The following is a 24,236-nucleotide window of genomic DNA, read 5'->3' as shown; positions in this document are numbered from 1 at the left end:
GACCTTTACGCGACGCCCCGATCAGCCGCCGGGCGAGTGGCGGGCTCGGGCACGGGCCGCGCGGGACGGCGGCGCCGCTCGCGCAGGATGGTCTTCAGCACCCTGATGCCGTCGCGGACGGCGTGCAGGTTGCTCTCACCGTGGATCCGGCAGCGCTCATGACTGGGCACCTCGTGCACGCGCAGGCCCGCCTTGGCGGCGCGCACGTTCATCAGCGTCTCCACCTCGAAGCCGTCGCAGTCGAGGTCGAGCACCGGCAGGTGACGGGTCCAGAAGGCGTTGTAGCCGTAGCACAGGTCGGTGTACTTGGTCCGGTAGAAGACGTTGACCAGCGTGGTCAGCACCTTGTTGCCGAAGTAGCGGCTGAAGGTCAGGTCGTCGCTGCCGCCGCCGGAGATGTAGCGCGAGCCCTTGACGAAGTCGGCCCCGGTGACGAGCGCGCCCACGAACGAGATGATCTCGTGGCCGTCGGTGGAGCCGTCGGCGTCGATCATCACGATGATGTCGCTGGTGCACGCGGCGAACCCGGCCGCCAGGGCGTCGCCCTTGCCCTTGCCGGTCTGGGTGACGATCTTGACGTTCGGCCTGAGCCTGCGGGCCACGGCCACGGTGTCGTCGACGGAGTTGCCGTCGACGAGCACGATCTCGTCGATCCACTGCGGGATGGTGGCGAAGACGTGCGGCAGGTTCTCCGCCTCGTTCATCGCGGGCACCACCACGCTGACGGTCGGGGAGATGGCCAGGTGAGGCGTGAGCGGTGTGAACCGCTCGATCGGCGGCATCGATCGCAGGGCCGCGCCCTGGACCTTGTGGCCGTTGGTCTTGATGATGTCGGGACTCATGGTGCGCTAGTTCCTTCCGGGACCTGTCGCTGCCGTACGGACCCGGGGCCATCCGCGATCACACGGATCGTCAGGAATGGCAGAAGTGACGAACGGTGCATGAAGGGTCCAAGTGGAGTGAGGGTGCCAATGGTGCTGCTGGTGGTGCCAGTGGTGCTGATGGTGCAAATGGTGCTGGTGCTCGTGCTGGTGGTGCTGTACTGCCGAGGGACGAGAGCGCTCAGCGCGCTCCCGTGGGTTCCTTGGCCACTCGTTCCGATGACGAATCGGACTGCAGAGTCGTGCGCACCCGCCCGAATCCCTTCAGTACGCGATCGGCCACCTTATAGAGAGACGGTCGGTCCAGCACGATTGTTCGCGCCTTGTTCACGGGAGTCCTGCCGATCCAGTGGACGGCGGCGGCCGCGGACGGGCGGGACACCCGTCCCTCGGAGACGTAGAGGACTCCGCTCTTCAGCCAGTCCTTGTACTCCTTGCCGCCCTTGCCCATGTCCACGGCGAGCAGTCCGGCTCGCGCCGCGTGCTCGGCCATCTGCAGGTGGTGCACGATGCCGGGGGAGTAGCGGGCGAACTCGGTGTCGTAGGCGGGGAACCAGCCGACCAGGGTGGTCGCCGTGCGCAGTCCGAAATGGCCTGCCACCGGAGTGTCACCGGCGTAGAGCATGGTGAGGACACCGGAGAAGTCGGCGGAACGCTCGGCGTGCATCAGGTCGATGAGCTCCACGATCCACGGCTGGGCGAACCTGTCGACCCTGCCGGTCCTGCGGTACTGGTCGGACTTCCAGTTCAGAAGCACGCGCAGCACCTCGGGATCGGCCGTGCCGTACTCGAAGCGCAGCTCGCCCTGCTCCCTGCCGAGCTTGCGCTCCTTGTAGCGCACGGTCTTCAGGTTCTTCGGCGAGTTGCTCTTGACCTGCTCGATCCAGGCGTCGAAGCCGTCGGAGAAGTCCATGATCGGAGCGGGCCGGACATCGGTCTCGTACGGCGCGAACGTCGGCTGACCGGCGACCATGTGGTCGAAGTCGAAGACGCTCAGCTTGGCGGCCCGCAGGAGGGCCTTCGTGTCCATCTTCAGCCCGGGGGCCGAGATCAGGCCATGACACGTGGTGAGGAAGCCGCCGAGCGGCTTGCCGATGCCGAAGCTGTGCCGTTCGTAGGGGAAGAAACCGGCGATCGAGTCGCCGTCGTGGATGACGGCCACTCTCACGTAGTCACGCAGGCGATCCATGGCGAGCGCGAACTCGATCGACAGGAAGGGGTTGTCCAGCGAGGGGTCCGCCTTCTGCAGCTCCCGCCATCGAACCCGCTCGGGGTCGCCGAGTTCGCCGGGGCGAACGATCGAGATTCTCACCGTGACCTCGCCCCCAGATCGCTTTGCATGTTCTTCCCCCGATACAACACGCGCAGTACGTACATGAACCCAGCGAGCACGGCGACTGTCGCAACGCCGGCCCGTGGGGACCATGCGTCGAACAGAAGCATGGCTTGGGCAAGGAGAACGTTAAGGACGAGACTCGCCGCGGCTCCTACTGATAGTGCGGCAAGAGGGTCACGATCACGCAACAGTCCGACTACCGCAGCACCAGGAACGACCAAGAGGAACAAAGAGATCAGAAGTGGACGCAATGGCGTCTGGATATCGGCGAGCGCGATCACCGCCCCCGCGATGCACGCGGCCGCGAGCACCCACGTGAGCGCCCTCCACTTGCTGATCATCTCCCCACTCCCGGTTGCTAGCTGGCGTAGACGTGACTGATCACATAGTTCATGGGATCAACCATGTCTCGGGCTCGTCAATGCCGACGTCTGACGGCAGCTCCAGGTTTACCGGACATGCCAAGATTCCAATGTGTTGTTCAACACACTGTCAAGAGCGTCCCACACTGCGTGGCCCCCAGGCCCACTAGCTTGCCCTATCGCGGGAGATCATCCGCGCGCGAAGTCGGGTTTGTTGGTCATTGTCGCCAAATTGAGCTCTTAATCACCTTGCGCCTCATGCGTCGCCGTGCTGTGCGCCACACCTGGGTCCGGTGTTTCGGACGGTACAGAAGAGGGCGGATCGTCGGTCGGCTCGGGGACATGGCCGTCCTGCCCGCTCCAGGAGACGGCGCAGGAACCACCGCCGCCGTTGGACCTGATCGTGACGGTTCCCGCGCCGCCGGAGCCGGGATCGTTGACCGTCACCCAGATCGACACCGACCGGCCCGCCTTGATCGACCCGCCGGAGGGGAAGACGTCGAGCCCGTCCGACGCGCCCGCGGTCCAGGTGACGGCGGCGTCGCGCGCGGCCAGCCGTACCGTGCCCGCTCCCGCGACCGTTCCCGGGCAGGTGACCGACAGCCTGGCCGCGGGCGCGGGCGGCCTGGTGCGGGTGACCGACGGAGCCGGGCGCCGGGCCGACGGCAGGGCGGCGGGGGTTCGCACCGGCCTGGCCGCCGTCCGCGACCGGGGCGCCCGCTCCTCCGTACGGCCCGCCGAGGGCGTCGGCTCGACCGTCTCCTCGCCGTCGCCCAGCGCTTCGGGTTCGGCCAGCGGCTCCGCCGAGGGGTCGGCAGGCGCCGGCTCGTCGGCGGCGGGAGCGGCGGAGGGATCGGCGGAAAGGGCGGTGGTGGGCGCGATGCGCAGGGCGGCGGGCTCGGCCTGGCCGTTCATCACGATCATCGCCCCGGTGGCGGCCAGCACGCACGCCCCGACGGTCAGGACCGGCGCCAGGCGGCGCGGCCTGCGGCGGGAGCGGCGCTCGGCCATCACGGGGAAACCCGTCCTGTCGAAGCTGTCGCCGCGCTCGGTGATCAACGTGCGGGTCTGGTCGCGCTCCGGGCTGGTGCAGGTCTCGATCACCCTGCGGCGCAGCGAGATCGGCGGGAAGGCGATGGGCACCATGTCGAGGAGCCTGCCCGCCGAGACGTGCCGGTGCCTGCCCTCGGTGCAGACCTCGCAGCCGCCGATGTGCCCCGACAGGCGGCGGCGCAGGATCGGCGTGAGCGGCCCCTCCCACGAGTCGACCATCGCCGACAGGTCGGGGCAGTGGGCGCGTCCCGTCCTGGCCAGCACGACCGCCGCGGCCGCGTTCTCCAGATGGTCGCGCGCCCTGCCCAGCCTGGTCGCGGCCTGCCTGGAGGTCAGCCCGAGCACCGCCCCCACCTCCGAAGGGGTCAGCCCGTGCCGCAACGAGAGCTCGAGGACCTCACGCTCGCCCCTGCTCAGCTCGCCGAGCGCCTCGTGCACCAGCTCGGCCAGCTCGGGGTCCTCGGGGTCGTCGAGCACGAGGGGCGGGGTGCCAGGCGTCCGGGGGGTCTTGGCCACGCTCTGGAAGCGGGTCAGGGCGTACAGCCATGCCCGCAGCCTGCCGCTCTCCTTCAGCTGGTCGGTACGGCCCTGCGCGGTCACCAGCGCGTCGTGCACGGCGTCGGCGGCGGCGGTGCGGTCGCCGGTCAGCGAGCAGGCGTAGTCGTGGAGCCGCTCGGCGTAGGCGTCGTAGAGGTGGGCGGGAGCGTCGGGGTCGGCCCGGCGCAGCGCCATCACCAGCCGATGATCGTCGGCGCGGTCGACAGTAGGCCATCCGGGCACGGATCTTCCTCCCCGCGGGCGAGCTCCTTCTCACAGCCCCACGCGGGTAGGACGTCCCCTCCTGGAGGGGGGTTGCCCTGGCATAACGACCGGGTATCGGTGCCTGTGTCAGCGGCAGTCGGGCGCGCACAGGCGCCGCTTCATGCCCTGCACGAAGAACTTGCGGACATCGAGGATGTTCTCCGCGATGTAGGCCTCGCCGCCGCTGGCCGCGGCCAGCGCGTCCATCTGCTTCCTGCCCTTGGGCGCGTCCGGCCCGAAGGCGATGATCAGCAGGTTGACCGGGCGCTTGGGGTCGTACTCCTTCTCCAGGAACTCCACCATCTGCGCGTTGGTGACCTTGCCCGTCGGGTCGTCGTTGCCTGCGCCGTCGGTCAGGATCAGGATCGTGTTGATCTTGTCGCGCTCGTAGGTGTCCTTCATCTCCTGGTAGGCGGCCATCAGCGTGTCGTTGAGGCCGGTGTCGCCGGTGGCCTTGGCCTGCACGGTGGCCAGCTGCTGGCCGAGGATCTGCTTGCGGGGCACGCCGTCGACCATCTCGCTCAACGGTCCGACCGACACCAGCTCCTTGTAGTCCTTCTGGCCGTCGAGCAGCGTCGAGAAGCTCCAGACGCCGATCTCGCTGTCGGCGGGGAACAGCGCGAGACCCTCGCCGGCGATCTTGGTGATCGCCTGCATGCGGGTCATGCCCGCGCCCGGGACGGGCAGCGCCATGGTGCCGGAGACGTCGAGCAGCGCCAGCATCCTGGTGCCCAGGTTGAGGCGCGACCAGGTCTGCCGCATGCTCGCCACGTTCCTGGTGTCGGGCGAGGGCAGCGCCTGGGGAGCGGCCTGCTCGAAGCCCTTGTCGGCGGCCAGCGCGCCGCCGCCCTTGCCGTCGGGCGTGCGGAAGCCGTGGTCGCGCAGGGTCTTCTTGGCGGGGTCCGTGGCGAGCTGCTGGGTGAAGGCGGCGGCGGCCTTCTGCGTGGCGGCGTCCTTCGCGGTGACGACGACGGGATAGTCGAGGCTCAGCGTGCCGTCCTCGGGATAGAGCGGGACGACGGGTGAGGCGGACTTCTTGTTGTTGTGCGCCCAGATGCTCTGCTCGGAGGCGACGCCGATCGGCACCCTGCTGCCCGACTTGACGGTCAGGCTGGCTAGCAGCGCGCTCGGGTCGGCGGCGATCTGCTCCGACAGCTTCTTCAGCGCGCCGACGAGTTGCTCGTCGCCCAGCCCCGCCTTCTTCGCCGCGCCCGCGGCGGCCACGAGCGCGCCCAGCCCGGCCGAGTTCTTGGCCGGATCGAGCGCCAGGACACGGATCTTCTTGGCGACGCCGTCGGCGTTGGCCACGTTCGTCACGCTGATGAGGCTCTGCCAGCTCGGCTTCAGGCTCTTGGTCAGGTTGGCGGCGGCGCTCTTGGCGGCGACCAGCACGATGGGGGAACTGGCGACCGATCCGGTGGGCGCGGGCAGCGTGACGCCCGACTCTGCCTCGCGCAGCATGTCGACCAGCAGGCTGGAGTCGGCGATCCACATGTCGGCGTCGAGCTTGCCGTTGGCGAAGCTGTTGGCCGACTTGGCGGCCGACTCCTTGACGACGGTCACGCCGACGCACTTGCCGTCCACGGCCTTGCCCGTCTCGTTGAACGAACCGGCGATCTTGTTCAGTGCGGGCGCGATGTCAGGGGTGGCCACGACGCGCAGCGCGAGCGGATCGCCCGAGCAGCCGCGCTCCCTGGTGAACAGGACGAAGGCGGCGACACCCAGCAGGACGGCGAGCGCCACGGCACCCGCCAGGGGGACCAGTACTCTGCCGCGCCCTCTGCTGGGGCGCCGGCGCGGGGAGGTGTAGCCGTCATCGAGCTCGTCTGTACGGTGTCGCCCCACGTTGCCCTCTTTGGTGTCGATAAGTTCGGGTCACCATACCGGGAGAAACTCCGCGGCGCTGACCGAACGATACTCGGTGCGCTTAGTGTGGCAAAACCAGTGATGTGGTGCATCGATTACCCAGCGTGCCGGTCAGTGGCAGCAGTCGTGACCACGCCACGCGCGCGTTCCCTCGCGCACCGCGACCACCGCGAGAGCCGTCGCCACCGCGGGATCGGCCCACCAGACGCCGAAGGTGTTGAGCCACAGACCCGCCAGGACACCGGCGGCCATCGCCGCGCAGATGAGGTTCTGGGCGCCCTCCCCGCGGGTGGCCGGCGAACGTAGCCGGGCGCCCAGCCGTCGCTTGGCCAGCCCCAGCACGGGCATGCTCACCAGGCTCACCGACGTGACCACGACGCCGAGCACCGTCGGCGCCGCGCGGTGGCCCGCGTCGAGGTCGTACAACACGTGCGCGACCAGGTACGGCGCCAGCAGCCAGAAGCTCACCGCCACCGCGCGCCTGGCCCGCTCCTCCGCATGGGGCGACAGCGTCCGCGAGCCGGTGAAACGCCACACCACGATCAGGCTGGCCAGCGCCTCGACGAGGGAGGACAGCCCCCATCCGATCAGCGCGACGGAGTGTGCGGACAGCCCGGCCGCCAGGCCGAGCGTGCTCTCCAGGCCGAGCCACACCAGCGTGACGACCGACAGGACGCGGGCCCGCGCCGCGTCGCGGAGCCAGGCGGCTGACGGGGCCGGTGCGGAAACCAGACAGTCAGGCACCATGATCTCCCTATCACGCGGTCAATGACAGCGCTCCGTACACTACTCACTACCCTCCGTTATGGTGGAGTTTCTGTGCAAAGCTCGGTCAAACATCACAGGGGAGTGTCCGTGCCGTTCACACCGAGCCATGTCGCCGCCGTCGTCCCGCTGTTCAGGGTGCGGTGGCTCGATCCGTGGGCGCTCGCGCTCGGCGCGATGGTGCCCGACCTGCCGATCTTCCTGCCCTTCCTTCCCGACTACTCGCTCTGGCACTCCCCGGCCTGGGTCGTCACGGTCGACCCGCTCGTGGTGTGCGTGCTGGTGGCCGCCTTCGCGGGCCTGTTCCGGCTGCCGCTCGTCGCGCTGCTGCCGCCGGACCTGGTGGGCAGGGCCGCCTCGCTGCGCCCCGCCCCGCGGATCCTGCCCCTCGTGGCGGGCGCGGCGGCCGGGGCGGCGACCCACGTGTTCTGGGACTCCTTCACCCACTCCTACAGCTCGGCGATCTGGGGGTGGACGTGGCTCGACCACGAGGTGCTGGGCGTGGTCACCGTCTTCCGGCTGCTGCAGTACATCTCCTCGGCCGTCGGCCTGGCCTTCGTGACCTGGTGGGCGTGGCGCGGCCTGTCGCGGATGGCCGACGTGCCCCCGCCCGAGGGGCTGGTCCTGCCCGAGCGGGTACGGCGGGCGGTGCTGTGGGCGGGCGTGGCCGGGTCCGTGGCGGGCGCGGTCTGCTGGCCCCTGCTGAACCCGCCGGACGGCGGGCTGGCCTCCCTGGTCACCAGACTCGGCGCGGGAACGCTCGTCGGGTCGTGCCTGGTGCTCATCGTCTATGCCGGGATCTGGCAGCTCAGGCGGCTCATGGCAGTATTCGACGGTGCCTGAGTACGTATCCGACGCCCACGACCCCCGCCTGTCCGACTTCACCGGCCTGCGCGACGTGGAACTGCGCAAGAGCCTGGAGGCCGAGCAGGGCCTGTTCGTCGCCGAAGGGGAGAAGGTGATCAGGAGGGCGATCGGCGCGGGCTATCCCGTGCGCTCCGTCCTCACCACCGAACGCTGGCTCGAGTCGCTGGCCGACGTGCTCGGCGGCGCGACCGTCTACGTGGTCTCCGAGGAGGTCATGCAGGGTGTGGCCGGCTTCCAGGTGCACAGGGGAGCGCTGGCCTCGATGGAGCGGCTGCCCGTGGCGCCGGTGGCCGAGACGCTCACGGGCGCGTCGCGGATCGTGGTCCTGGAGGATCTGGTCGACCACGGAAACGTCGGGGCGATCTTCCGGTGCGCGGCCGCTCTCGGGGTTGACGCGATCATCCTCTCGCCGCGCTGTGCTGACCCTCTCTATAGAAGGTCGGTCAAGGTGTCGATGGGCGCCGTCTTCGCCATCCCCTACGCCCGCATGGACAACTGGTACGAAGGGCTGGAGGAGATCCGCGCGGCGGGCTACCAGACGCTGGCGTTGACTCCTGATCAGAAGGTCACACCTATAGATGCTGTCGAGATGCGTGATCGGGTGGCGCTGCTGCTCGGGTCGGAGGGGGACGGGCTGTCCTCGCGCTGGCTGCGGGAGGCCGACGAGCAGGTGTGCATCCCGATGAGCCCGGCCGCGATGGAGGCGGGGGTGGACTCGCTGAACGTGGTGGCCGCCGCGGCGATCGCCTGCCACGGGCTCATGCGCGGCACCTCCATCCGTCCAGGTGGGCAACAACCGTAACCCGGGCGGCGTACTCGGGCATGACGGGGCGTTCCTCGCACGATCGGCGACGATGCGGGAAGTGTAGGGCGTGAACGCTCGGAATTAAATTCTTGACGACATTAATTAGTTGACTCTACGGTGACCGGCATGCCGAGAAGCCAGGACCCCGGGACGCCCATCACCGGCCCCACCGCCGCAGCGATCTTCACCATGGTCCTCACCCTCGGCCCGGTGAGCAGGGTGGACCTCGCCCGGCTGGCCGGTCTGTCACCGGCCGCGGTGACCAAGACCGCGCGGCCGCTGATCGACGCGGGCTATCTGAAGGAACTGGCGCCCGTCGAGCGGACCGCCCCCGGAGCGGGCAGGCCCGCCAGCCCTCTGGCGATCGTGCCGGAACGCGAGTACTTCGTCGGCATCAAGATCACCGGTGACGATCTCATCGGCGTGGTCACCGACCTCGGCGCCCGGGTCGTGGCCGCCCGTCACCACCCCGTCCCCGGCTTCGACGTGCGGACCGACGCCCCGGGCGCCCCCATGGAACCCGCCGACGTCGTCGCGGCCATCGCCGCGCTCGTCACGGAGCTGCTGGACCAGCACCCCGACTTCCGGCAGCGGGCCCACAGGCTCGGCGTCGCCATCCCCGGCGACGCCGACCGCGACACCGGCACCGTCCGCTACTCACCGTTCCTCGGCTGGCGGGACGTCCCGCTCGCCGCCCTCCTCGAGGAGGCCACCGGGCTCACCACGACCCTGGAGAACGACGTCAAGGCCCTCGCGGTCGCCGAGCAGTGGTTCGGCGAGGGCATCGGCGCCTCCTCCTTCGCCCTGGTCACCGTCGGCACCGGAATCGGCAGCGCGTTCGTCGCCAACGGCGGTCTCATCTCCGGCGCGTTCGGCGTGTCCGGCGAGATCGGTCACGTGCCGATCGGGATCGAGGGGCCGCAGTGCCACTGCGGCGCGATGGGCTGCCTGGAGGCGCTGGCCTCCACCCAGGCCCTGATCACCGAAGCCCGCCGGGCCACCGGCGTCGAGGATCTCACGATCAGCCAGGCGGTCGAGCGGGCCCGCTCCGGCGACCAGGTGCTCCGCAAGGTCTTCGGCACCGTCGGCCAGGCCATCGGGCTCGGGCTGGCCGTGGTGGCCAACCTCTTCGGCCCCGAACGTCTCGTGGTCTCCGGCGAAGGGCTCGACGCCTACGACCTGCTCGAGGAGTCGATCCGCGAGGCGTTCGCGGCCCAGGCCTACGGCAGCGCGGGGCGGTGCAGCCTGATCATCCGCCCGCTGCCGTTCGAGGAGTGGGCGCGCGGCGCGGCGGCCGTCGCCGTCCAGTCCCTCGTCACCCCCGCCGGCTAGCGCCGTACCCCAGAAGCCGTACCCCAGAAAAGGCCCACACCGCGGTCCCCGGAGAAGGGCCCACCCCGCGGCCGCCAAGAGAAGGCCCACCCCGTGGCCGACAGGGCGCCTCCGCCCCTGCAGCCCTGCAGAAAGGAACCACCCCCCCGATGAACACCTTCACCACCTCCCGCCGCGCCTTCCTGGGCGGGTCGCTCCTCTTCGTCGGCGGCATGGCGCTGGCGGCCTGCGGCAAGGACGACGCCGCCAAGGCCGGAGCCAAGATCATGCTGGAGCAGTGGTACCACGCCTACGGCGAGGCCGGCACCCAGCAGGCCGCGATCCGATACGCCAAGGAGTACACCAAGGCCAACCCGGACGTCGCCATCAAGGTCACCTGGATCGCGGGTGACTACTCGGCGAAGCTGCACTCGACGCTGCTCACCCCGCAGGCGCCCGACCTGTTCGAGATCGGCGACTTCCAGTACATCGATGTGAAGAACGGCCTGTTCGCGCCGCTCGACGACATCGTCAAGGGCCAGCAGGGTGAGTACACCAAGGTGGCGCTGGACTCCGCCTCCTCCGACGGCAAGCTCTACGGCCTGAAGATGATGGACGACGCGATGGTCCTGTACTACCGCAAGAGCGTCCTGCAGCAGGCCGGGGTCACGCCGCCCACCACGTTCACCGAGCTGGCCGCCGCGGCCAAGAAGCTCACCAGCCGCGAGCGCAAGGGTCTGTTCGTCGGCTCCGACGGCCTCGGCAACGCCCCCTACCTGCTGCTGTGGTCGAACGGCGGCGACCTGCTCGACCCCGAAGGCAGGAAGGTCGCCTTCAACTCGGCCGAAGGCGTCGCCGCGATCGCCGGCCTCAAGCAACTGCACGACGACAAGTCGCTGCTGCAGGACTTCACCACCGACTGGTACGACCCGGGCGCGTTCATCCAGGGCGCCACCGCCATGCAGTGGTGCGGCCTGTGGGCCATGCCCGCCATCAAGAAGGCGCTCGGCGACGACTTCGGCGTCGTCGCGTGGCCGAAGTTCGGCGACACCGGCCAGGCCGTCTCCCGCGTGGGCGGCTGGTTCGCCGTCGCCGGCGCCAGGGGCAAGCACGTCGACGAGGCCAAGAAGTTCATCGAATGGCTCTGGATCAAGCAGGCGGACCTGCAGAAGGACTGGTGCGTCAGCTACGGGTTCCACGTCCCGGCGCGGAAGAGCGTCGCCGCGCAGACCACCGAGTTCCGTTCGGGCCCGGCCAAGGACGCCGCCGACATCCTGGCGAACACCGGCAGGGCGTACCCGAACCTGTGGAACACCGCGATGGACTCGGCGTTCGCGCAGGCCGTACGTGAGGTCGCCAAGAACGGCGGCGACGCCAAGACGCTGCTCGACCAGGCCGCCGCCAAGTGCCAGGCCGAACTCGACAAGCAGCTGGCCTGACGATGCCCGACACCGTCACGACCGGGCGCGCGGCCACCGCCTCGCGGCCGGCTGAGGCCCGGCCGGTCCGCCGCGCGCGGCGGACCGACTGGTCGGCCTTCGGGGCGTTCGCCCTGCTGACCGCGCCCATGCTGGTCGGCCTCGGCCTGTTCAAGTACATCGCCATCGGCTGGAGCTTCCTGCTGAGCTTCAGCGACGCGCGCGGCTCCGTCGACCTGGGCTCGTGGGTCGGCCTGGACAACTACGCGTTCCTGCTGGAGGACGAGGCGTTCCGGTCCTCGATGGCCGGGATCGTGCTGTTCACGATCTTCATCGTGCCGGTGACCTTCGGCATCTCGCTCGGGCTCGCCGTCCTGCTGAACGGGCTGCGCCGTGGCCGGGCCTTCTTCCGCACGACCTTCCTCCTCCCGGCCGCCGTCTCCTACGTCGTCGCCGCCCTGATCTGGAAGATGAGCCTGTTCAACGGCCTGCCGTCCGGCGTCGCCAACACCATCGGCGGGCTCTTCGGCTGGGACGTCCGGCCCTGGATCGCCAGCAGCGATCCGCCCCTGTACTGGATCGTGATCGTCACCCTGCGGCTCTGGCTCCAGGTGGGGCTCTACATGATCCTCTTCCTGGCGGGCCTGCAGGCCATCCCGGGCCACCTGTACGAAGCGGCCGCGCTGGACGGCGCGTCCCGGTGGCGCCAGTTCCGGCACGTCACCCTGCCGATGCTGCGCAACACCTCGGTGGCGATACTCATGCTCATCCTCATCGCCGCGTTCCAGGCCTTCGACGAGTTCTACAACATCTTCGTCACCGCCGCCGGCAGCTCCGCCGCCCCGGTGCGGCCGCCGCTGGTCTTCCTGTACGACTCCGCGCTCAAGGACCAGAACTACGGCGTGGGCTCGGCGGGGGCGTTCCTGCTGACCCTGCTGATCGTCCTGGTGACCCTGCTGCAGGGCCGCCTCGTCGGGTTCGGCCGGAGGGACTGACATGCGCAAGAACCTCGGGACGGCCCTGGCGTACCTGGCCCTGGGCGTCGCAGCCGCGCTGTTCCTCGCCCCGTTCTACTTCATGCTGCGCGCCGCCCTGATGTCCGGCACGCAGATCACCGACCTGGACTGGCACTGGCTGCCCGACCCCTTCAGCCTGCAGGGCTTCAAGGACGTGTTCGACGACCCGTCGGTGCCGATGGGCAACGCGCTCTGGAACTCCTTCGTCATCGCGATCGTCACCGCGCCGGTCTCGACCATGCTCGGCTCCATGGCCGGCTACGCCCTGGCCCGCATTCCCGTGCCCGGCCGCGGCGTGGTCATGACCTTCATCGTCGTCACGCTGATGATCCCCACCTCGGCCACGTTCGTGCCGACCTTCGTGCTGGTCAGCGCGATGGGCGGGGTCGACACGCTGTGGGGCGTCATCGCGCCGGGCCTGTTCAACGCGTTCTCGGTGCTGCTGTTCCGCAACTTCTACCTGAAGTTCCCCCAGGAGATCGAGGAGGCGGGCCGCCTGGACGGCCTGGGCCATCTGGGCGTGTACTGGCGGGTCGCGCTGCCCAACTCGGGCGCCATGCTCGCCTCATTGGGCGCGCTGTCGTTCCTGGAGAGCTGGAACGCCTTCCTCTGGCCCCTCGTCATCGGCCAGGACCCCGAGTCGTGGACCGCCCAGATCGCGCTGTCCACCTTCCTCACCTCGCAGACGATCAACCTGCCGGCGCTGTTCGCCGGGGCCGTCGTCACGATCCTCCCGCTGATCGTGGTCTTCCTCATCGCGCAACGTCACATCGTCCAGGGCATCGCCGCCACCGGCATGAAGGACTGAGCGAGCCCCCTCCACCCCCCGCGACGCCGCGGTCCTCGCGCGTCACTCTCCCCTCCGAGGTGCCTCATGAGAATCAGAGCACTGTTAGCCGTCCTCGCCACCGCTGTCAGCGGCCTGGCCGTGATCCCCTCCTCCGCGTCCGCCGCCGATCCGGCTCCCCTCGCGGCGACCTGGGAGGGACCGCTCAGCACCCGGGGCCGCTACATCGTGGACGCCACGGGCAAGCGGTTCAAGCTGCGGTCCGGCAACTGGCACGGCGCCAGCGGCACCTGGACCGGCAGCGGCGACGACGAGGACCCCGCCAACAACTACGCCTCGGAGACCTCCCACCGGGTCCCGCTCGGCCTGGACCGCGTCCCGATGAGCAGGCTGATCGCGGACTTCCGCGCGCTCGGCGTCAACAGCGTCCGCCTGCCGTTCTCCAACGCGATGATCAACGACGCGCGACCCGTCACCGACGCCGGCGTGGCGGCCAACCCGGACCTGCGCGGCCTCACCCCGCTCCAGGTCTACGACAAGGTCGTCGAGGCGCTCACCGCCGACGGGCTCGCCGTCATCCTCAACAACCACACGACCACCACCCGCTGGTGCTGCGGCGTCGACGGCAACGAGCGGTGGAACAGCAGCCAGAGCACCCAGAAGTGGCTGGACGACTGGGTGTTCATGGCCAGGCGGTACCGTGCCAACAACCGGGTCGTCGGCGCCGACCTGCGCAACGAGGTGCGCCGGGACACCTGGGACAATCCCAACTGGGGCTCGGGCGACGACCACGACTGGGCCGCCGCCGCCCAGCGGGCCGGTGATCGCATCCTCGCCGAGGCCAACCCGGATCTGCTCATCATGATCGAAGGGATCAACTGGTCGGGGATCCCGCTCGACGGGGTCTGGCACGACAGACCGCTCCTCAAGCCGGTCAGCACGCTCTCGCAGACCCTCGTCCGCTCGCACAAACTGGTCTACGCCGCGCACTTCTACGGCTACACCGGCCCGCAGCACACCGGCGCCGAAGGACTCGGAGAGACCCACGACCCCCGCTATCGCGATCTGAGCCGCTCCGACCTGTTCGCGGTCATGCGCGACACCGCCACCTACGTGGCGACCACGCCGGACCGGCATTTCACCGCCCCCGTGTGGATCAGCGAGTTCGGCGTCGGCAAGTCCGCCACCGACAAGGACAAGGCCTGGTTCGCCAACATGGTCGACTTCCTCATCGACACCGACGTGGAGTTCGCGTACTGGCCGATGGTCGGCTTCCAGGAGAACGACCAGGGCAACACCTGGGGCCTCGTCCGCTACTCGGCCGACGGCGGGCTGCGCAGCGTGCTCGACACCGGCGACTGGCGGGGCGCGCACTGGCGTCGCCTGATCGCCGCCGCAGGACACACCGGGCCGGTCGCCCCTGTCCGCACCTGGTCCATGCTGCGGGCCATCCACGACGACGCGAACCAGTCGGCGCGGATGCGGGCCCAGGGAGACTGGGACACGGGCGCGCGCAAGCTGTCATGCCCTGACGACCAGCGCCTGATCGGCGTCAGCCAGAAGGGCCAGGGCGGCCTGTGCACCGACGCCGGAGCGGCGGACCTGTGGGCCTCCGGCCCGGCGACCGTGGTGACCAGTGAGAACGTCACGACCGACTGGGCGTCGGGGTTCACCAAGTACCAGTGCCCCGCGGGCCAGTTCATGAACGGCTACAGCCTGCGCGGCGACCGGGTCTCGGCCGTCCTCTGCGCTCCCGGGCGGGTCCCGCTCGCCGGGGCAGGACGGACGCTGTGGGACGACCGGGGCGACAGCCGTCCCGCCTCCGGTGAGGGCGGCGACTACGCTTACGGCTACCGCAAGGCGCAGTGCGCCTCCGACGAGTACGCCGCCGGGATCGCATTCTCCTACAGCGTCGGACGCTACGGCACGCCGGACGCCCTGTACTGCCGCAAACTCTGAAAGGCCGCTGTCCCTTGTCCGCTCTTCCCCCCTCCCTGCGGGCGGCGCTGGCCCGGCCGGTGCCGCCCGGCGGGCTCGGATCCCTCCAGCACGTCGTGTTCTTCATGCAGGAGAACCGCTCCTTCGACCACTATTTCGGCACACTGCGTGGAGTGCGCGGGTTCGGTGACCGTAACGCCATCACGCTGCCGGACGGCCGGCCGGTGTTCGACCAGTCCGGCGTGCTGCCCTTCCCGGTGCGCGCCGGGACCGGCGGCCGGGACCTGACCGAGGGCGACCTCCAGTACGTGCAGGGCGTCGACCACGAGTGGGACACGGGGCAGCGGACGCGGGGCGGCGGCTGGCAGGACGGCTGGATCGCGGGCAAGGGGCCCGGCGCGATGGTCCACTTCGACCGCGGCGATCTGCCGTTCCAGTTCGAGTTGGCCGACGCCTTCACCCTGTGCGACGCCTACCACTGCTCGATGTTCGGGCCGACGAACCCCAACCGGCTCTACCACTGGTCAGGCACCGCGGGGATCGAGCCGTCAGGGCGGCGCACCACCGGCAACGACGCCTGCGAGGAGGACACCCATCCCGGCTACACGCACATGTCCTACCCGGAGAGGCTGACGGCGGCGGGCCGTACCTGGCGGGTCTACCAGGAGTGGGACAACTACCAGTGCAACTCGCTGGACTACTTCGTCTCCTTCAAGGAGGTCGCGCGCAGGGCCCTGGCGCACACACCCCACCGGAGCCTGCACTCCTTCTACACCTCCCTGCTCCGGCTCCCCGCGACTGATCGGGAGGAGATGCTCGGGGCGTTGCGGAAGGGGGTCGCGGAGCTGTCCCCTGCCGACCTCGACGCCTACGAGCGGGGGCTGTCCAGGGTCGAGCCGGGTCGGCTCGCCGCCTCCTTCCGCGCGGACGTGGCCGAGGGACGGCTCCCGCAGGTCTCCTACATCGTCGCGCCGGAGGCGTACTCCGAGCACCCGGACCCGTCCAGCCCGGCCCACAGCGCCGACCTCGTCCACGACATCCTGGACGCGCTCGCCTCGCATCCCTCGGTGTGGGAGCGGACCGCGCTCTTCCTCACCTTCGACGAGAACGACGGCTTCTTCGACCACGTGCCGCCACCGTTGCCCCCCGAGGGCACCGAGGACGAGTTCGTCGACGGGCTTCCGATCGGGCTCGGCTACCGGGTGCCGATGACGGTCGTGTCACCGTGGACGATCGGCGGGCACGTCTGCTCGGAGGTGTTCGACCACACGTCCACGATCCGTTTCGTGGAACGCTGGCTCGGCGTCGCGGAGCCCAACATCACCTCGTGGCGACGTCGCGTCGCCGGCGACCTCACCTCGGCCTTCGACTTCGGCCCGCCCGCGCCCCCCACACCGGACGCGGGCACCGGCGCGGGGGCGCCGCAGGCCGTCCTGCCGGAAGCCGGCGCGGCCGGGGAAGCGCCGCAGGCGGGTGCGGGAGTCGTCGTGCCACCGTTCCGGGTGCGCTGGCCTGCCACGCCGCCCACCGTGGGACGGCTCGCCACGCAGGAGCCCGGCACCCGGCCTGCCCGGCCACTGCCCTACCGGCCGGAGGCGTCCGCCGTCCTGGCGGGGGACGAGCTGATCGTCACCATGACCGACGCCGGCGAGCGGGGCAGCCATTTCGCCCTCTACCCGTACGCCGGGGAGTTCCGGTTCCCGCGCCACTGCGACGTGCTCGGCACGCTGTCCCTCACCGTCCCCGTCGAGAGCGGCGCCTACCGGCTGCTTCTCACCGGCCCGAACGGCTTCCGGCGCGAGTTCGCCGGGTCGGGCGCGGGCCCGGCCGCCGACGTGGCGGTGTCCTCCCGCGGTGACGGGCACCGGCTCACGATGACGATCCGCAACCCGGGCCCTGCCCCGCTGACGTTCACCCTCGAAGCGCTCGCCTACGACGCCGGTCGGCGGGACGCGGCGGTCGCGCCGGGAGAGCGGACGGTCATCTCCTGGGACACCACGTCAGGCTGGTACGACCTGCGGCTGACCGTCGCCGAGGACCCGTCCTTTCACCGCCGGCTGATGGGTCACCTCGAGAACGGCCGGGCCGGCGTTTCCGGCTAGCGCGGTCGAAAGAGATCAGGAAGGCGGACACCCGGCCACGGGCTCATGCGCGGCGACGCCGGGCGGGGGTCGCGGCGCCGGCGGAACGGTCGCCGTCGCCGGGCCCCTGGCCGGCGACCATGTCCGCGGTCACGGCGGTGGTGGCGGCCAGGCCCGCCAGGAAGACGGTCCAGAGGAAGGGCAGCCAGTCGGGAAAGGCGTAGACGTGCCGCATGAGGTGCACCGACCAGGCGGCCAGCTCGACGATGACACCGGCGGCGATCGCGCCCGCGACGACGACGCCGAAACACCGCGCCACGTCCCGCGGGTGCATCTCGTCCGCGATCAGCTCCCTGGCCAGGTGGACGACCGCGAGGCAGGTGGCGGTGAAGCCCACCAGGCAGGCGGCCGCCAGCAGCAGGCCGAGGGCGAGCGCCGTCCAGGAACTCACGGCGGCCTGCGCGAGCCACGGCCACGCGGTCTGGAGCCACCACGCCATCGCCGACTCGACGGCGGCGTTGACCGACACGCGGCTGATCGGCGCGGCCATCGCGATGCCGAGCACGATCAGCAGATAGAGGGCCACCTTCAGCACGTTGTGCGGACCGACCGCCCAGAAGAGGACCACGAGCATGATCGCCAGCAGCGGCCGGTCGATCCAGGGCGATAAGTTTGACTTCGTGACCAGCGGCGGCGGGAGATAGAGGAGCGGCAGCACGTCCTTCTCTCCCCGCACGTACGGCATGAACCCCGCCGGGTTGCTCTGGTAGATCTCCCAGACCTTCCACATCACGTTGGTGATGTAGAGGACGACGAGGAAGCGCCCCAGCCGCACCCGCCGTGACGGGCCCCGTGAGATCCAGATGACGCTGAAGGGTGAGATCACGACAGCGGCCACCCGGTCCGGCCACTGCCTGCGGGGAGCGCTCCATCCCGAGCTCCTCGACGACTGCTTGCGCGCTCCCAATGGCACGTCTTCCTCCGGCCGCGTCTCCAGGATCCCGATGGCGTGCGCTTGAGCTGTCTCCAGATTATGGCGCCGGGTGCCGTCGCGGCGGTCGCTCGGCATGACGATCGCCCGTGGAGGTCCCGGCGCGGCGGCGACCCGCTCGGTGCCGCCGCCGCGCCGTCATCCGTCAGGGGCTCGTGGTGGCGATCTGCTCGCTCGCGTAGTCGAGCAGCGAGGCCGCCGTGGCGAAGCGGCGGGAGTCCTGGTCGCCCAGGAGCACGCCGATGACGCGCCGGCCCTGGCGTTCGGCGGCGAACAGCAGGCAGAAGCCGGCCTTGGCGGTGTAGCCGGTCTTCACGCCGATCACACCCTCGCTCTCACCCAGCAGCTTGTTGGTGTTCGTCCAGGTGTGGGCGCGGTGGACGGCGGTCTTGGCGAGCTTGTAGGTCTTCTGGGACACGACGGTCCTGAACGTCGCGTTTTCCAGCGCGACCTTCGCGAGCCTGGCCTGGTCGACGGCGGTGGAGTAGCCGCCGTTCCTGGGCGCCGGCAGGCCGTCGGCGTTGGTGTAGAGGGTGTCGGCCAGGCCCAGGCCGCGGGCGGCGGCGTTCATCTTGGCGACGAAGGCGGCCGTGCCGGGGCCGTAGGTGCGGGCGAGCGCGTTGGCGGCGTCGGCCCCCGAGGGCAGCATCAACCCGTAGAGCAGGTCCCTGACCGTCACCTTCTCGCCGGTGCGCAGCCTCGCGCTGGTGGCGCCGTTGTCGGCGGCGTGCCGTACGTCGGCCTTGGTGATGGTGACCACGTCGCCCAGGTCGCCCTCGCGCAGGACGACGTAGGCGGTCATGACCTTGACCAGGCTGGCGACGGGCACCCTGCGGGTCTCCCGCTTGGCGACGTGGACGGTCCCCGCCGAGTCCACGACGTAGCCGATCCGCGCCTTCACCTGCGGCGCGCCGGCCGCACGTGTCGCCGCCTGAGTCGGCGGGGAGAACCCCACGAGCAGGGTGAGCGCCGCGGCGGCGGTCAGTAGTCGAATACCCCCTATACGCATGACAGACATCGTGACAGGTGATCACCGGTTGATATGCGGAACTTGACCCTATGGCGGGAAAACGCGGTCGGAGACGCGGGTAATTGACCCCTAGAACCGTCATATCGGGGGAGATCGCCATGGCAGGCAAGTTCGTCATCACCAAGGACGGGCGCGGGGAGTTCCGCTTCAAGCTGGTCGCGGGCAACGGCCAGACCATCGCGGTCAGCGAGGGGTACACCACCAAGGCGGCCTGCATCAACGGCATCGAGTCGGTCCGCAAGAACGCCCCCGACGCGACGGTGGACGACACGACGCTCGCCGCGGTCTGAGCGCCCGGCCCTCGTCAGGCGGCGAGGGCCTTCTCGCTCCTGCGGCGCCTGCGCCACATGACGAAGGCCGTGACGGCGCTCACCACGATCACCGCGGCGACGGCGGCGGCGAGGGGGGAGTGCGTGGCCAGCTCCAGCCAGCCCCAGATCACCGAGTAGAGCGCGAACGAGGTCACCGGCACCCAGGTCAGGCAGCCCAGCGCGCTGGCCACGACGTACCAGGGATAGGAGATGCGCAACACCCCCGCCACCCAGGGCAGGGTGTGGCGCAGGACGGGGACCCAGAAGCATGCGTAGACGGCGAGCGCCCCCCACTTCTCGACGACCCTCTCGACGGCGCGGATGCGCTCGCGGGGAAGCTTCGCGCCGAACCTCGACTCGTACAGCTTGTCGCCGAGCTTGAATCCGATCCAGTAGTAGGCCTGGAACGCGCCGAACAGCGCGACCGCCCCGACCACCACGATCAGCCAGTACGGCAAGCCGAACAGCGAGGCGCGGGTCGGGTCGGGGATGGCGATCGCAATCTGCCGCATAACCAGACACCACCACCCGAAAGATTTCTTAGGCCAGCCTAACCTTAGGTCATCTGGCCGACCCGCGCCACCCGCCTCCCACGCTACCCGGGCTCGCGCCCTGGACCTGCCGAGGGGGAGCGCCCTGACACCTGCAAGCCGCCATCAAGTCGATCTCAACCCTTCTCCCGTACAAAAGGGTTGAACGAGAAGAGGTGCGATCATGGGGACGCGAAGCAAGGCGGTCCTGGGAACCGGATCCTCCACGGCGGCCAGACTCCTGGTGGGCGCGCTCGCCTTCACCGCCGCCTACGCCGGCGCATCGGCCTACGGCATCGCGAACTCCACGCCGCGACCCACGACCACCGTGGCCCTCTCGGCCACCGTCCTGCCGATCGTCGAGCAGGCCGATCCCGAGGCGGGCACCATCACCGTCAGCCCGCTCAGCGGCAGGGGCGCCGCCTGCGACAGGGACTTCCTGGCCCGCTCCGTGGTGATCAACCCCGAGGCGGGCCGCACCCTCATGTACCACTGGCGGCTGACCAGATGGAGCGCGGCCACCAGGTCGTGGAGGACCTACCAGGCCGAGCACGCCGGCTTCGCCGGCGCGCGCAGGACCGTCAAGTGGCAGCTCAGCGTCCAGGACAACCCGGGCTGGTACCGCATCGAGCTGCGCGTCGCCGGCACGGAACGGCCGATCAGGTCGGATCGGATCCTGGTGAGTTGCTGACGGCCCGCTGCGCCGCCTCCACCCACCGCTGCACCCCGACCCTCCTGGCCACCTCCAGGGCCTTGTGGTAGTGGTCGCGGGCCGCGGCGGGATGGTCGAGCCTGACCGCCAGGTCGCCGAGGGTCAGCGCCACCGGCCACAGGGCCACCACGCCCGTGCCGGCGCCCGCGATGCGGTCGGCGAACGGCTTCAGCTTGTCGTAGCAGTCGACCATCCGCTCGCGGTCGTCGAGCAGCATGCCCGCCAGCGCCCGCCAGGTCATGGCCAGCTCGTACAGGAAGTCGGGCCGCACCGGCGGCTTGGTCGCGGCCACCGCCTTGGCGTCCTTGAGATGGCCCGCCGAAGCCAGGGCCAGCGCGTAGGCGTCGAGGGTCCACTTGGCGCCGCGCTGGTGGGCCTCGCCGAGGAGGTCGACCGTCTCCGCGGCCCTGCCGTCGACCAGGTGCAGGCAGAACGTGGTGATCAGCGGCAGGTCCTGGCGGCCCTCCAGCATGCCGGCCCGCGCCGTCATCCTGGCCGCCTCGCGGTAGGCCCGCTCGGCGCCGGCGTAGTCGCCGGCGATCATCAGCCGCTGCCCTTCGTACCAGGCCACGACCGCGGCCGGAGCGGACAGGTCGTACTGCTTGGCCAGCCGTTCGGCGGCCCGCGCGTGCTCGTCGGAGACCGAGAACTCGCCGCGCGCCGCGGCGCACTCCAGCAGCACCAGGTGGGCCAGCGCCTGCACCGCCATCTGCCCCGAGCGCTGGGCGACCTCCAGCAGCTCGCGGCCGATGCTCTCGCGGGTGTCGACCGCGGGGATGTCGTAGGACTGGCGCAGCCGGCCGCTCAGCGCCGCGGCCAGCAGGGTCGGGTCGCCGCTCTGCCTGGCCAGCTCCAGGGCCTCCAGCGACGCCTGCCGGCCGCGCTCGGGCGCCGACGATCCCTCGAGCTCCAGCGCGAGGGTGGTCAGCAGGCTGGCGCGCAGCGTCTGCTCGCCCTCCGGCAGCTCGATCAGCGCCCGCTCGGTGACGTCGACGATCTCCCACGCCGTCCGGGTGAAGTCGCGGGCCATGCCCTTGTGCGGTACGGCCAGCGCCGCGGCCACCTTGGCCGTCAGCACCGGGTTGTTCAGCGGCAGCGCCAGGTCCATCGCCTCACGCCGCTTCAGCCTGGCCGCCGTCATGTCGCCGCACAGCGCCAGCGCCTTGATCTGGGCGAGCATCAGCTTGAGCCGCTCGGCCGTGTCGCGACTGCCGGTGCGGTCGAAGGCGGCGATGGCCTGCTCCCACAGCGTCGCGGCCTCGCGGTGGGCGTAGCGCCGCTCCGCCTGCTCGGCGGCCAGCCCCGCGTAGTGGACGGCCTTGTCGGCGACGTCGGCGACGAAGAAGTGGTGCGCCAGCGCCGCCACCTCGGCGGGCCTGCGCTGCTCGATGACGTTGGCGACGGCGGCGTGCAGCCTGGTGCGGCGCAGCCGGGAGGCGTCGGAGTAGACGGTGTCGCGCACCAGGTCGTGGTCGAAGCGCAGCATCCCGGGGCCCGGCTCGGTGACCAGGCCGGCCAACAGCGCCGCCTCGACGGCGTCGACGACCGCGTCCTCGTCGCCCGACACCTCCACGAGCACGTCGACGTCCACGTCGCGGCCGATCACCGCGGCCTGCAGCAGGATCTGCTGAGCCCGCTCCGGCAGCCGCGAGATGCGCCGCCGCAGCACGTCGCGCACGCCCGAGGGAACCTGGGAGGCCACCTCGGCGGCGGTCGCGCGCTCGCCGACCGCCTCGGCGTCGAGCAGCCGCACGGTCTCACGCACGAAGAACGGGTTGCCCCTGGTGCGCTCGACGATCGACTCGACGGCGTCCTCGTCGACCTCGCGTATGCAGGTGGCCCGCACCAGCTCGGCCACCGCCTTCGGGTCGAGACCCGACAGGCTCACCCTGACCGGCCCCAGCCGGGCCAGCGCGGCCAGCACGTCGGACTGCCGGTCGTCGAGCTCGCTGTCGCGGCAGGTCACCACCAGCAGCACCCTGCTGGTGGCCAGCAGGCTCGGCAGCGCCCTGAGCAGCGCGAGCGTCTGGTCGTCGGCCCAGTGGAGGTCCTCCACCGTGAGCAGCACGGGCGAGCGGCGAGCCACGCCCGCGATGTAGCCGCCGACCGCGCGGTGCAGCCGGAACCCGCCCGACGCCTCGTCCTCGTCGGGGTCGCTCTCGCTGTCGTCGAGCAGCGGCGCGAGGAGCTGGCCGTACTCGCCGGCGCCGTTCTCCTCGACCAGGCTGCGCAGGATCTCCACCCACGCCCAGCCGGGCGGGGTCGCGCTGGAGTCGGGACAGGCGCCCGACGCGGTGGTCCAGCCGTCGCCCTTGAGCTTGCTCTCCAGCTGGCGCAGCAGCGTCGTCTTGCCCGCGCCCGCGTCGCCGGCGACGATCGCCACCTCGAAGCGCCCGGTCCTGGCGGCCGCGCCGGTCAGCCTGGACAGCTCGGCGTCACGGCCGATGAACGGCTCGGGCTCCAGCGGGGGCGGCTCGACCGCCGTGGTCGCCCGCGGCGGCCACGTGTCGGCGACCGGCGCCGGTTGCCTGGCGGGCCGCGGCACGGCGGCCAGTTCGAGGTCGGGCGCCTGGGCCAGGATGTCGGACTCCAGCTTGCGCAGCGCGGGACCCGGGTCGATGCCCAGCTCGTCGGCGAGGATGCCGCGCGCCCTGCGCAGCGCCGCCAGCGCGTCACCCTGCCGGCCGCACCGGTAGAGGCCGAGGGCGAGCAGCCGCCAGCCCTCCTCGCGCAGCGGGTTCTCGCCGGTCATCGCCTCCAGGTCGGGCACCGTCTCGGCGTGCATGCCCAGGCGCAGGCCCGTGTCGGCGTAGCGCTCGCGCGCCACCAGCCGCAGCTCGGCTAGCCTGTTGACCTCGGCCTCCGCCCACGGCTGGTCGGCGAAGTCGGAGTACGGCGTGCCGCGCCACAGCCCGAGCGCCTTGCCGAGGCTGGCCCTGGCCGACTGCGGGTCGTCGGTGTCGAGGTACTCGCCCGCCGCCCTGACCAGCTGCTCGAAGCGCAGCGCGTCGACCTGCTCGGGCGCCACCCGCAGCGCGTAGCCCGAGGCGACGGTCACCAGCAGCCTGTTGGGCCCGCCGCGCGGCCTGCCCGGCTCGAGCACCCTGCGCAGGCGGGAGATGTAGACCTGCAGGCCCGACTGCGCGCCCTTGGCCGCGTCGTCGTCCCACAGGTCGTAGAGCAGGGTGTCAACAGGCACGACCTGCCCTCTGGCCACGAGAAGGCGGGCGAGTACGGCCCGCTGCCGCAACCCGCCGAGGTCGAGTTCGTCGTCGCTGGTGCTTTCGTACGCCTCGACTGGCCCCAGAACCCGGAACGCCACCATGTCAGCCGCCACGCTATGTGTGCTTCCGAATCACGCACAAGGTCTTTGTC

General features: G+C 70.6%; 20 protein-coding genes. 10 read left to right on the top strand and 10 right to left on the bottom strand.

The genetic code is table 11. The features are described 5' to 3' along the window. Positions 1 to 5: 5 nt before the first annotated feature. The 6 genes from ACWDLG_RS08265 to ACWDLG_RS08240 all read right to left on the bottom strand — a co-directional run bounded on the left by ACWDLG_RS08265 (position 6) and on the right by ACWDLG_RS08240 (position 7,046). Positions 6 to 842 carry a glycosyltransferase family 2 protein gene (locus tag ACWDLG_RS08265; protein ID WP_354913602.1) on the bottom strand — a complete coding sequence of 279 codons (837 nt, stop codon included), beginning with the start codon at positions 840 to 842 and terminating at the stop codon, positions 6 to 8. Positions 843 to 1,062: 220 nt separating this feature from the next. After that, the gene (locus ACWDLG_RS08260) at positions 1,063 to 2,193 is read right to left on the bottom strand and encodes a GNAT family N-acetyltransferase (protein WP_354913600.1); all 1,131 of its coding nucleotides are present in this window, start codon (positions 2,191 to 2,193) and stop codon (positions 1,063 to 1,065) included. After that, positions 2,190 to 2,558 (bottom strand): hypothetical protein, encoded by a 369-nt coding sequence (locus ACWDLG_RS08255; protein ID WP_354913599.1) that lies wholly within the window; start codon positions 2,556 to 2,558, stop codon positions 2,190 to 2,192. The genes ACWDLG_RS08260 and ACWDLG_RS08255 overlap by 4 nt, the downstream gene beginning before the upstream one ends. 261 nt (positions 2,559 to 2,819) lie before the next feature. Further along, complete coding sequence (locus ACWDLG_RS08250; protein ID WP_449917329.1) at positions 2,820 to 4,412, bottom strand: sigma-70 family RNA polymerase sigma factor; 1,593 nt, start codon at positions 4,410 to 4,412, stop codon at positions 2,820 to 2,822. A 108-nt stretch (positions 4,413 to 4,520) separates the two neighbouring features. Further along, the gene (locus ACWDLG_RS08245) at positions 4,521 to 6,278 is read right to left on the bottom strand and encodes a substrate-binding domain-containing protein (protein WP_449917327.1); all 1,758 of its coding nucleotides are present in this window, start codon (positions 6,276 to 6,278) and stop codon (positions 4,521 to 4,523) included. A gap of 132 nt (positions 6,279 to 6,410) precedes the next feature. Then, entirely contained in the window at positions 6,411 to 7,046 is a 636-nt protein-coding gene (locus tag ACWDLG_RS08240; protein WP_354913593.1) for a cation transporter, read from the bottom strand. A 108-nt stretch (positions 7,047 to 7,154) separates the two neighbouring features. Between ACWDLG_RS08240 and ACWDLG_RS08235 the strand changes: the two genes are divergently transcribed. The 8 genes from ACWDLG_RS08235 (at position 7,155) to ACWDLG_RS08200 (ending at position 17,308) form a co-directional block, all read left to right on the top strand. Further along, complete coding sequence (locus ACWDLG_RS08235; protein WP_449917324.1) at positions 7,155 to 7,907, top strand: DUF4184 family protein; 753 nt, start codon at positions 7,155 to 7,157, stop codon at positions 7,905 to 7,907. After that, positions 7,900 to 8,733 carry a TrmH family RNA methyltransferase gene (locus tag ACWDLG_RS08230; RefSeq protein ID WP_449917322.1) on the top strand — a complete coding sequence of 278 codons (834 nt, stop codon included), beginning with the start codon at positions 7,900 to 7,902 and terminating at the stop codon, positions 8,731 to 8,733. Before ACWDLG_RS08235 ends, ACWDLG_RS08230 begins: the two co-directional genes overlap by 8 nt. A gap of 129 nt (positions 8,734 to 8,862) precedes the next feature. Beyond that, positions 8,863 to 10,068, top strand: a complete 1,206-nt coding sequence (locus tag ACWDLG_RS08225; RefSeq protein WP_449917320.1) for an ROK family protein — start codon at positions 8,863 to 8,865, stop codon at positions 10,066 to 10,068. Between the two features lie 149 nt (positions 10,069 to 10,217). Further along, a complete protein-coding gene (locus tag ACWDLG_RS08220; RefSeq protein ID WP_449917317.1) occupies positions 10,218 to 11,486 on the top strand; it encodes an ABC transporter substrate-binding protein in 1,269 nt (422 codons plus the stop codon). A 2-nt stretch (positions 11,487 to 11,488) separates the two neighbouring features. Next, the gene (locus ACWDLG_RS08215) at positions 11,489 to 12,460 is read left to right on the top strand and encodes a carbohydrate ABC transporter permease (protein WP_449917314.1); all 972 of its coding nucleotides are present in this window, start codon (positions 11,489 to 11,491) and stop codon (positions 12,458 to 12,460) included. Between the two features lies 1 nt (position 12,461). Further along, positions 12,462 to 13,289, top strand: coding sequence for a carbohydrate ABC transporter permease (locus ACWDLG_RS08210; RefSeq protein ID WP_449917312.1), 828 nt, complete (start codon positions 12,462 to 12,464; stop codon positions 13,287 to 13,289). A gap of 66 nt (positions 13,290 to 13,355) precedes the next feature. Beyond that, a complete protein-coding gene (locus tag ACWDLG_RS08205) occupies positions 13,356 to 15,227 on the top strand; it encodes a glycoside hydrolase family 5 protein (RefSeq protein ID WP_449917309.1) in 1,872 nt (623 codons plus the stop codon). A gap of 14 nt (positions 15,228 to 15,241) precedes the next feature. Next, positions 15,242 to 17,308 carry a phosphocholine-specific phospholipase C gene (locus ACWDLG_RS08200; RefSeq protein WP_449917307.1) on the top strand — a complete coding sequence of 689 codons (2,067 nt, stop codon included), beginning with the start codon at positions 15,242 to 15,244 and terminating at the stop codon, positions 17,306 to 17,308. Positions 17,309 to 17,351: 43 nt separating this feature from the next. On the opposite strand, the gene ACWDLG_RS08195 is transcribed toward ACWDLG_RS08200, so the two are convergent. Next, positions 17,352 to 18,356, bottom strand: a complete 1,005-nt coding sequence (locus ACWDLG_RS08195; protein ID WP_449917305.1) for a hypothetical protein — start codon at positions 18,354 to 18,356, stop codon at positions 17,352 to 17,354. A gap of 67 nt (positions 18,357 to 18,423) precedes the next feature. Then, positions 18,424 to 19,287 carry a D-alanyl-D-alanine carboxypeptidase family protein gene (locus ACWDLG_RS08190; protein WP_354913577.1) on the bottom strand — a complete coding sequence of 288 codons (864 nt, stop codon included), beginning with the start codon at positions 19,285 to 19,287 and terminating at the stop codon, positions 18,424 to 18,426. A 119-nt stretch (positions 19,288 to 19,406) separates the two neighbouring features. On the opposite strand from ACWDLG_RS08190, the gene ACWDLG_RS08185 reads away from it, so the two are divergent. Continuing rightward, positions 19,407 to 19,598, top strand: coding sequence for a YegP family protein (locus ACWDLG_RS08185; RefSeq protein ID WP_449917302.1), 192 nt, complete (start codon positions 19,407 to 19,409; stop codon positions 19,596 to 19,598). Between the two features lie 14 nt (positions 19,599 to 19,612). On the opposite strand, the gene ACWDLG_RS08180 is transcribed toward ACWDLG_RS08185, so the two are convergent. After that, complete coding sequence (locus ACWDLG_RS08180; protein WP_354913573.1) at positions 19,613 to 20,131, bottom strand: DedA family protein; 519 nt, start codon at positions 20,129 to 20,131, stop codon at positions 19,613 to 19,615. A 202-nt stretch (positions 20,132 to 20,333) separates the two neighbouring features. Between ACWDLG_RS08180 and ACWDLG_RS08175 the strand changes: the two genes are divergently transcribed. Next, the gene (locus ACWDLG_RS08175) at positions 20,334 to 20,840 is read left to right on the top strand and encodes a hypothetical protein (RefSeq protein WP_449917299.1); all 507 of its coding nucleotides are present in this window, start codon (positions 20,334 to 20,336) and stop codon (positions 20,838 to 20,840) included. On the opposite strand, the gene ACWDLG_RS08170 is transcribed toward ACWDLG_RS08175, so the two are convergent. Continuing rightward, complete coding sequence (locus ACWDLG_RS08170) at positions 20,809 to 24,198, bottom strand: BTAD domain-containing putative transcriptional regulator (RefSeq protein ID WP_449917296.1); 3,390 nt, start codon at positions 24,196 to 24,198, stop codon at positions 20,809 to 20,811. The genes ACWDLG_RS08175 and ACWDLG_RS08170 overlap by 32 nt on opposite strands. Between the last annotated feature and the right edge of the window lie 38 nt (positions 24,199 to 24,236).

The sequence above is a fragment of the Nonomuraea sp. NPDC003727 genome (assembly GCF_053586935.1).
This window is presented reverse-complemented; position numbering and strand designations above follow the sequence as displayed.

What these genes read in the sequence shown, in the direction of transcription:
- ACWDLG_RS08205 (WP_449917309.1), top strand. Translation starts at nt 13,356, where the DNA reads ATGAGAATCAGAGCACTGTTAGCCGTCCTCGCCACCGCTGTCAGCGGC.
- ACWDLG_RS08190 (WP_354913577.1), bottom strand. Translation starts at nt 19,287, where the DNA reads ATGCGTATAGGGGGTATTCGACTACTGACCGCCGCCGCGGCGCTCACC.
- ACWDLG_RS08185 (WP_449917302.1), top strand. Translation starts at nt 19,407, where the DNA reads ATGGCAGGCAAGTTCGTCATCACCAAGGACGGGCGCGGGGAGTTCCGC.
- ACWDLG_RS08240 (WP_354913593.1), bottom strand. Translation starts at nt 7,046, where the DNA reads ATGGTGCCTGACTGTCTGGTTTCCGCACCGGCCCCGTCAGCCGCCTGG.
- ACWDLG_RS08265 (WP_354913602.1), bottom strand. Translation starts at nt 842, where the DNA reads ATGAGTCCCGACATCATCAAGACCAACGGCCACAAGGTCCAGGGCGCG.
- ACWDLG_RS08180 (WP_354913573.1), bottom strand. Translation starts at nt 20,131, where the DNA reads ATGCGGCAGATTGCGATCGCCATCCCCGACCCGACCCGCGCCTCGCTG.
- ACWDLG_RS08225 (WP_449917320.1), top strand. Translation starts at nt 8,863, where the DNA reads ATGCCGAGAAGCCAGGACCCCGGGACGCCCATCACCGGCCCCACCGCC.
- ACWDLG_RS08195 (WP_449917305.1), bottom strand. Translation starts at nt 18,356, where the DNA reads ATGCCGAGCGACCGCCGCGACGGCACCCGGCGCCATAATCTGGAGACA.
- ACWDLG_RS08255 (WP_354913599.1), bottom strand. Translation starts at nt 2,558, where the DNA reads ATGATCAGCAAGTGGAGGGCGCTCACGTGGGTGCTCGCGGCCGCGTGC.
- ACWDLG_RS08220 (WP_449917317.1), top strand. Translation starts at nt 10,218, where the DNA reads ATGAACACCTTCACCACCTCCCGCCGCGCCTTCCTGGGCGGGTCGCTC.
- ACWDLG_RS08210 (WP_449917312.1), top strand. Translation starts at nt 12,462, where the DNA reads ATGCGCAAGAACCTCGGGACGGCCCTGGCGTACCTGGCCCTGGGCGTC.
- ACWDLG_RS08215 (WP_449917314.1), top strand. Translation starts at nt 11,489, where the DNA reads ATGCCCGACACCGTCACGACCGGGCGCGCGGCCACCGCCTCGCGGCCG.
- ACWDLG_RS08175 (WP_449917299.1), top strand. Translation starts at nt 20,334, where the DNA reads ATGGGGACGCGAAGCAAGGCGGTCCTGGGAACCGGATCCTCCACGGCG.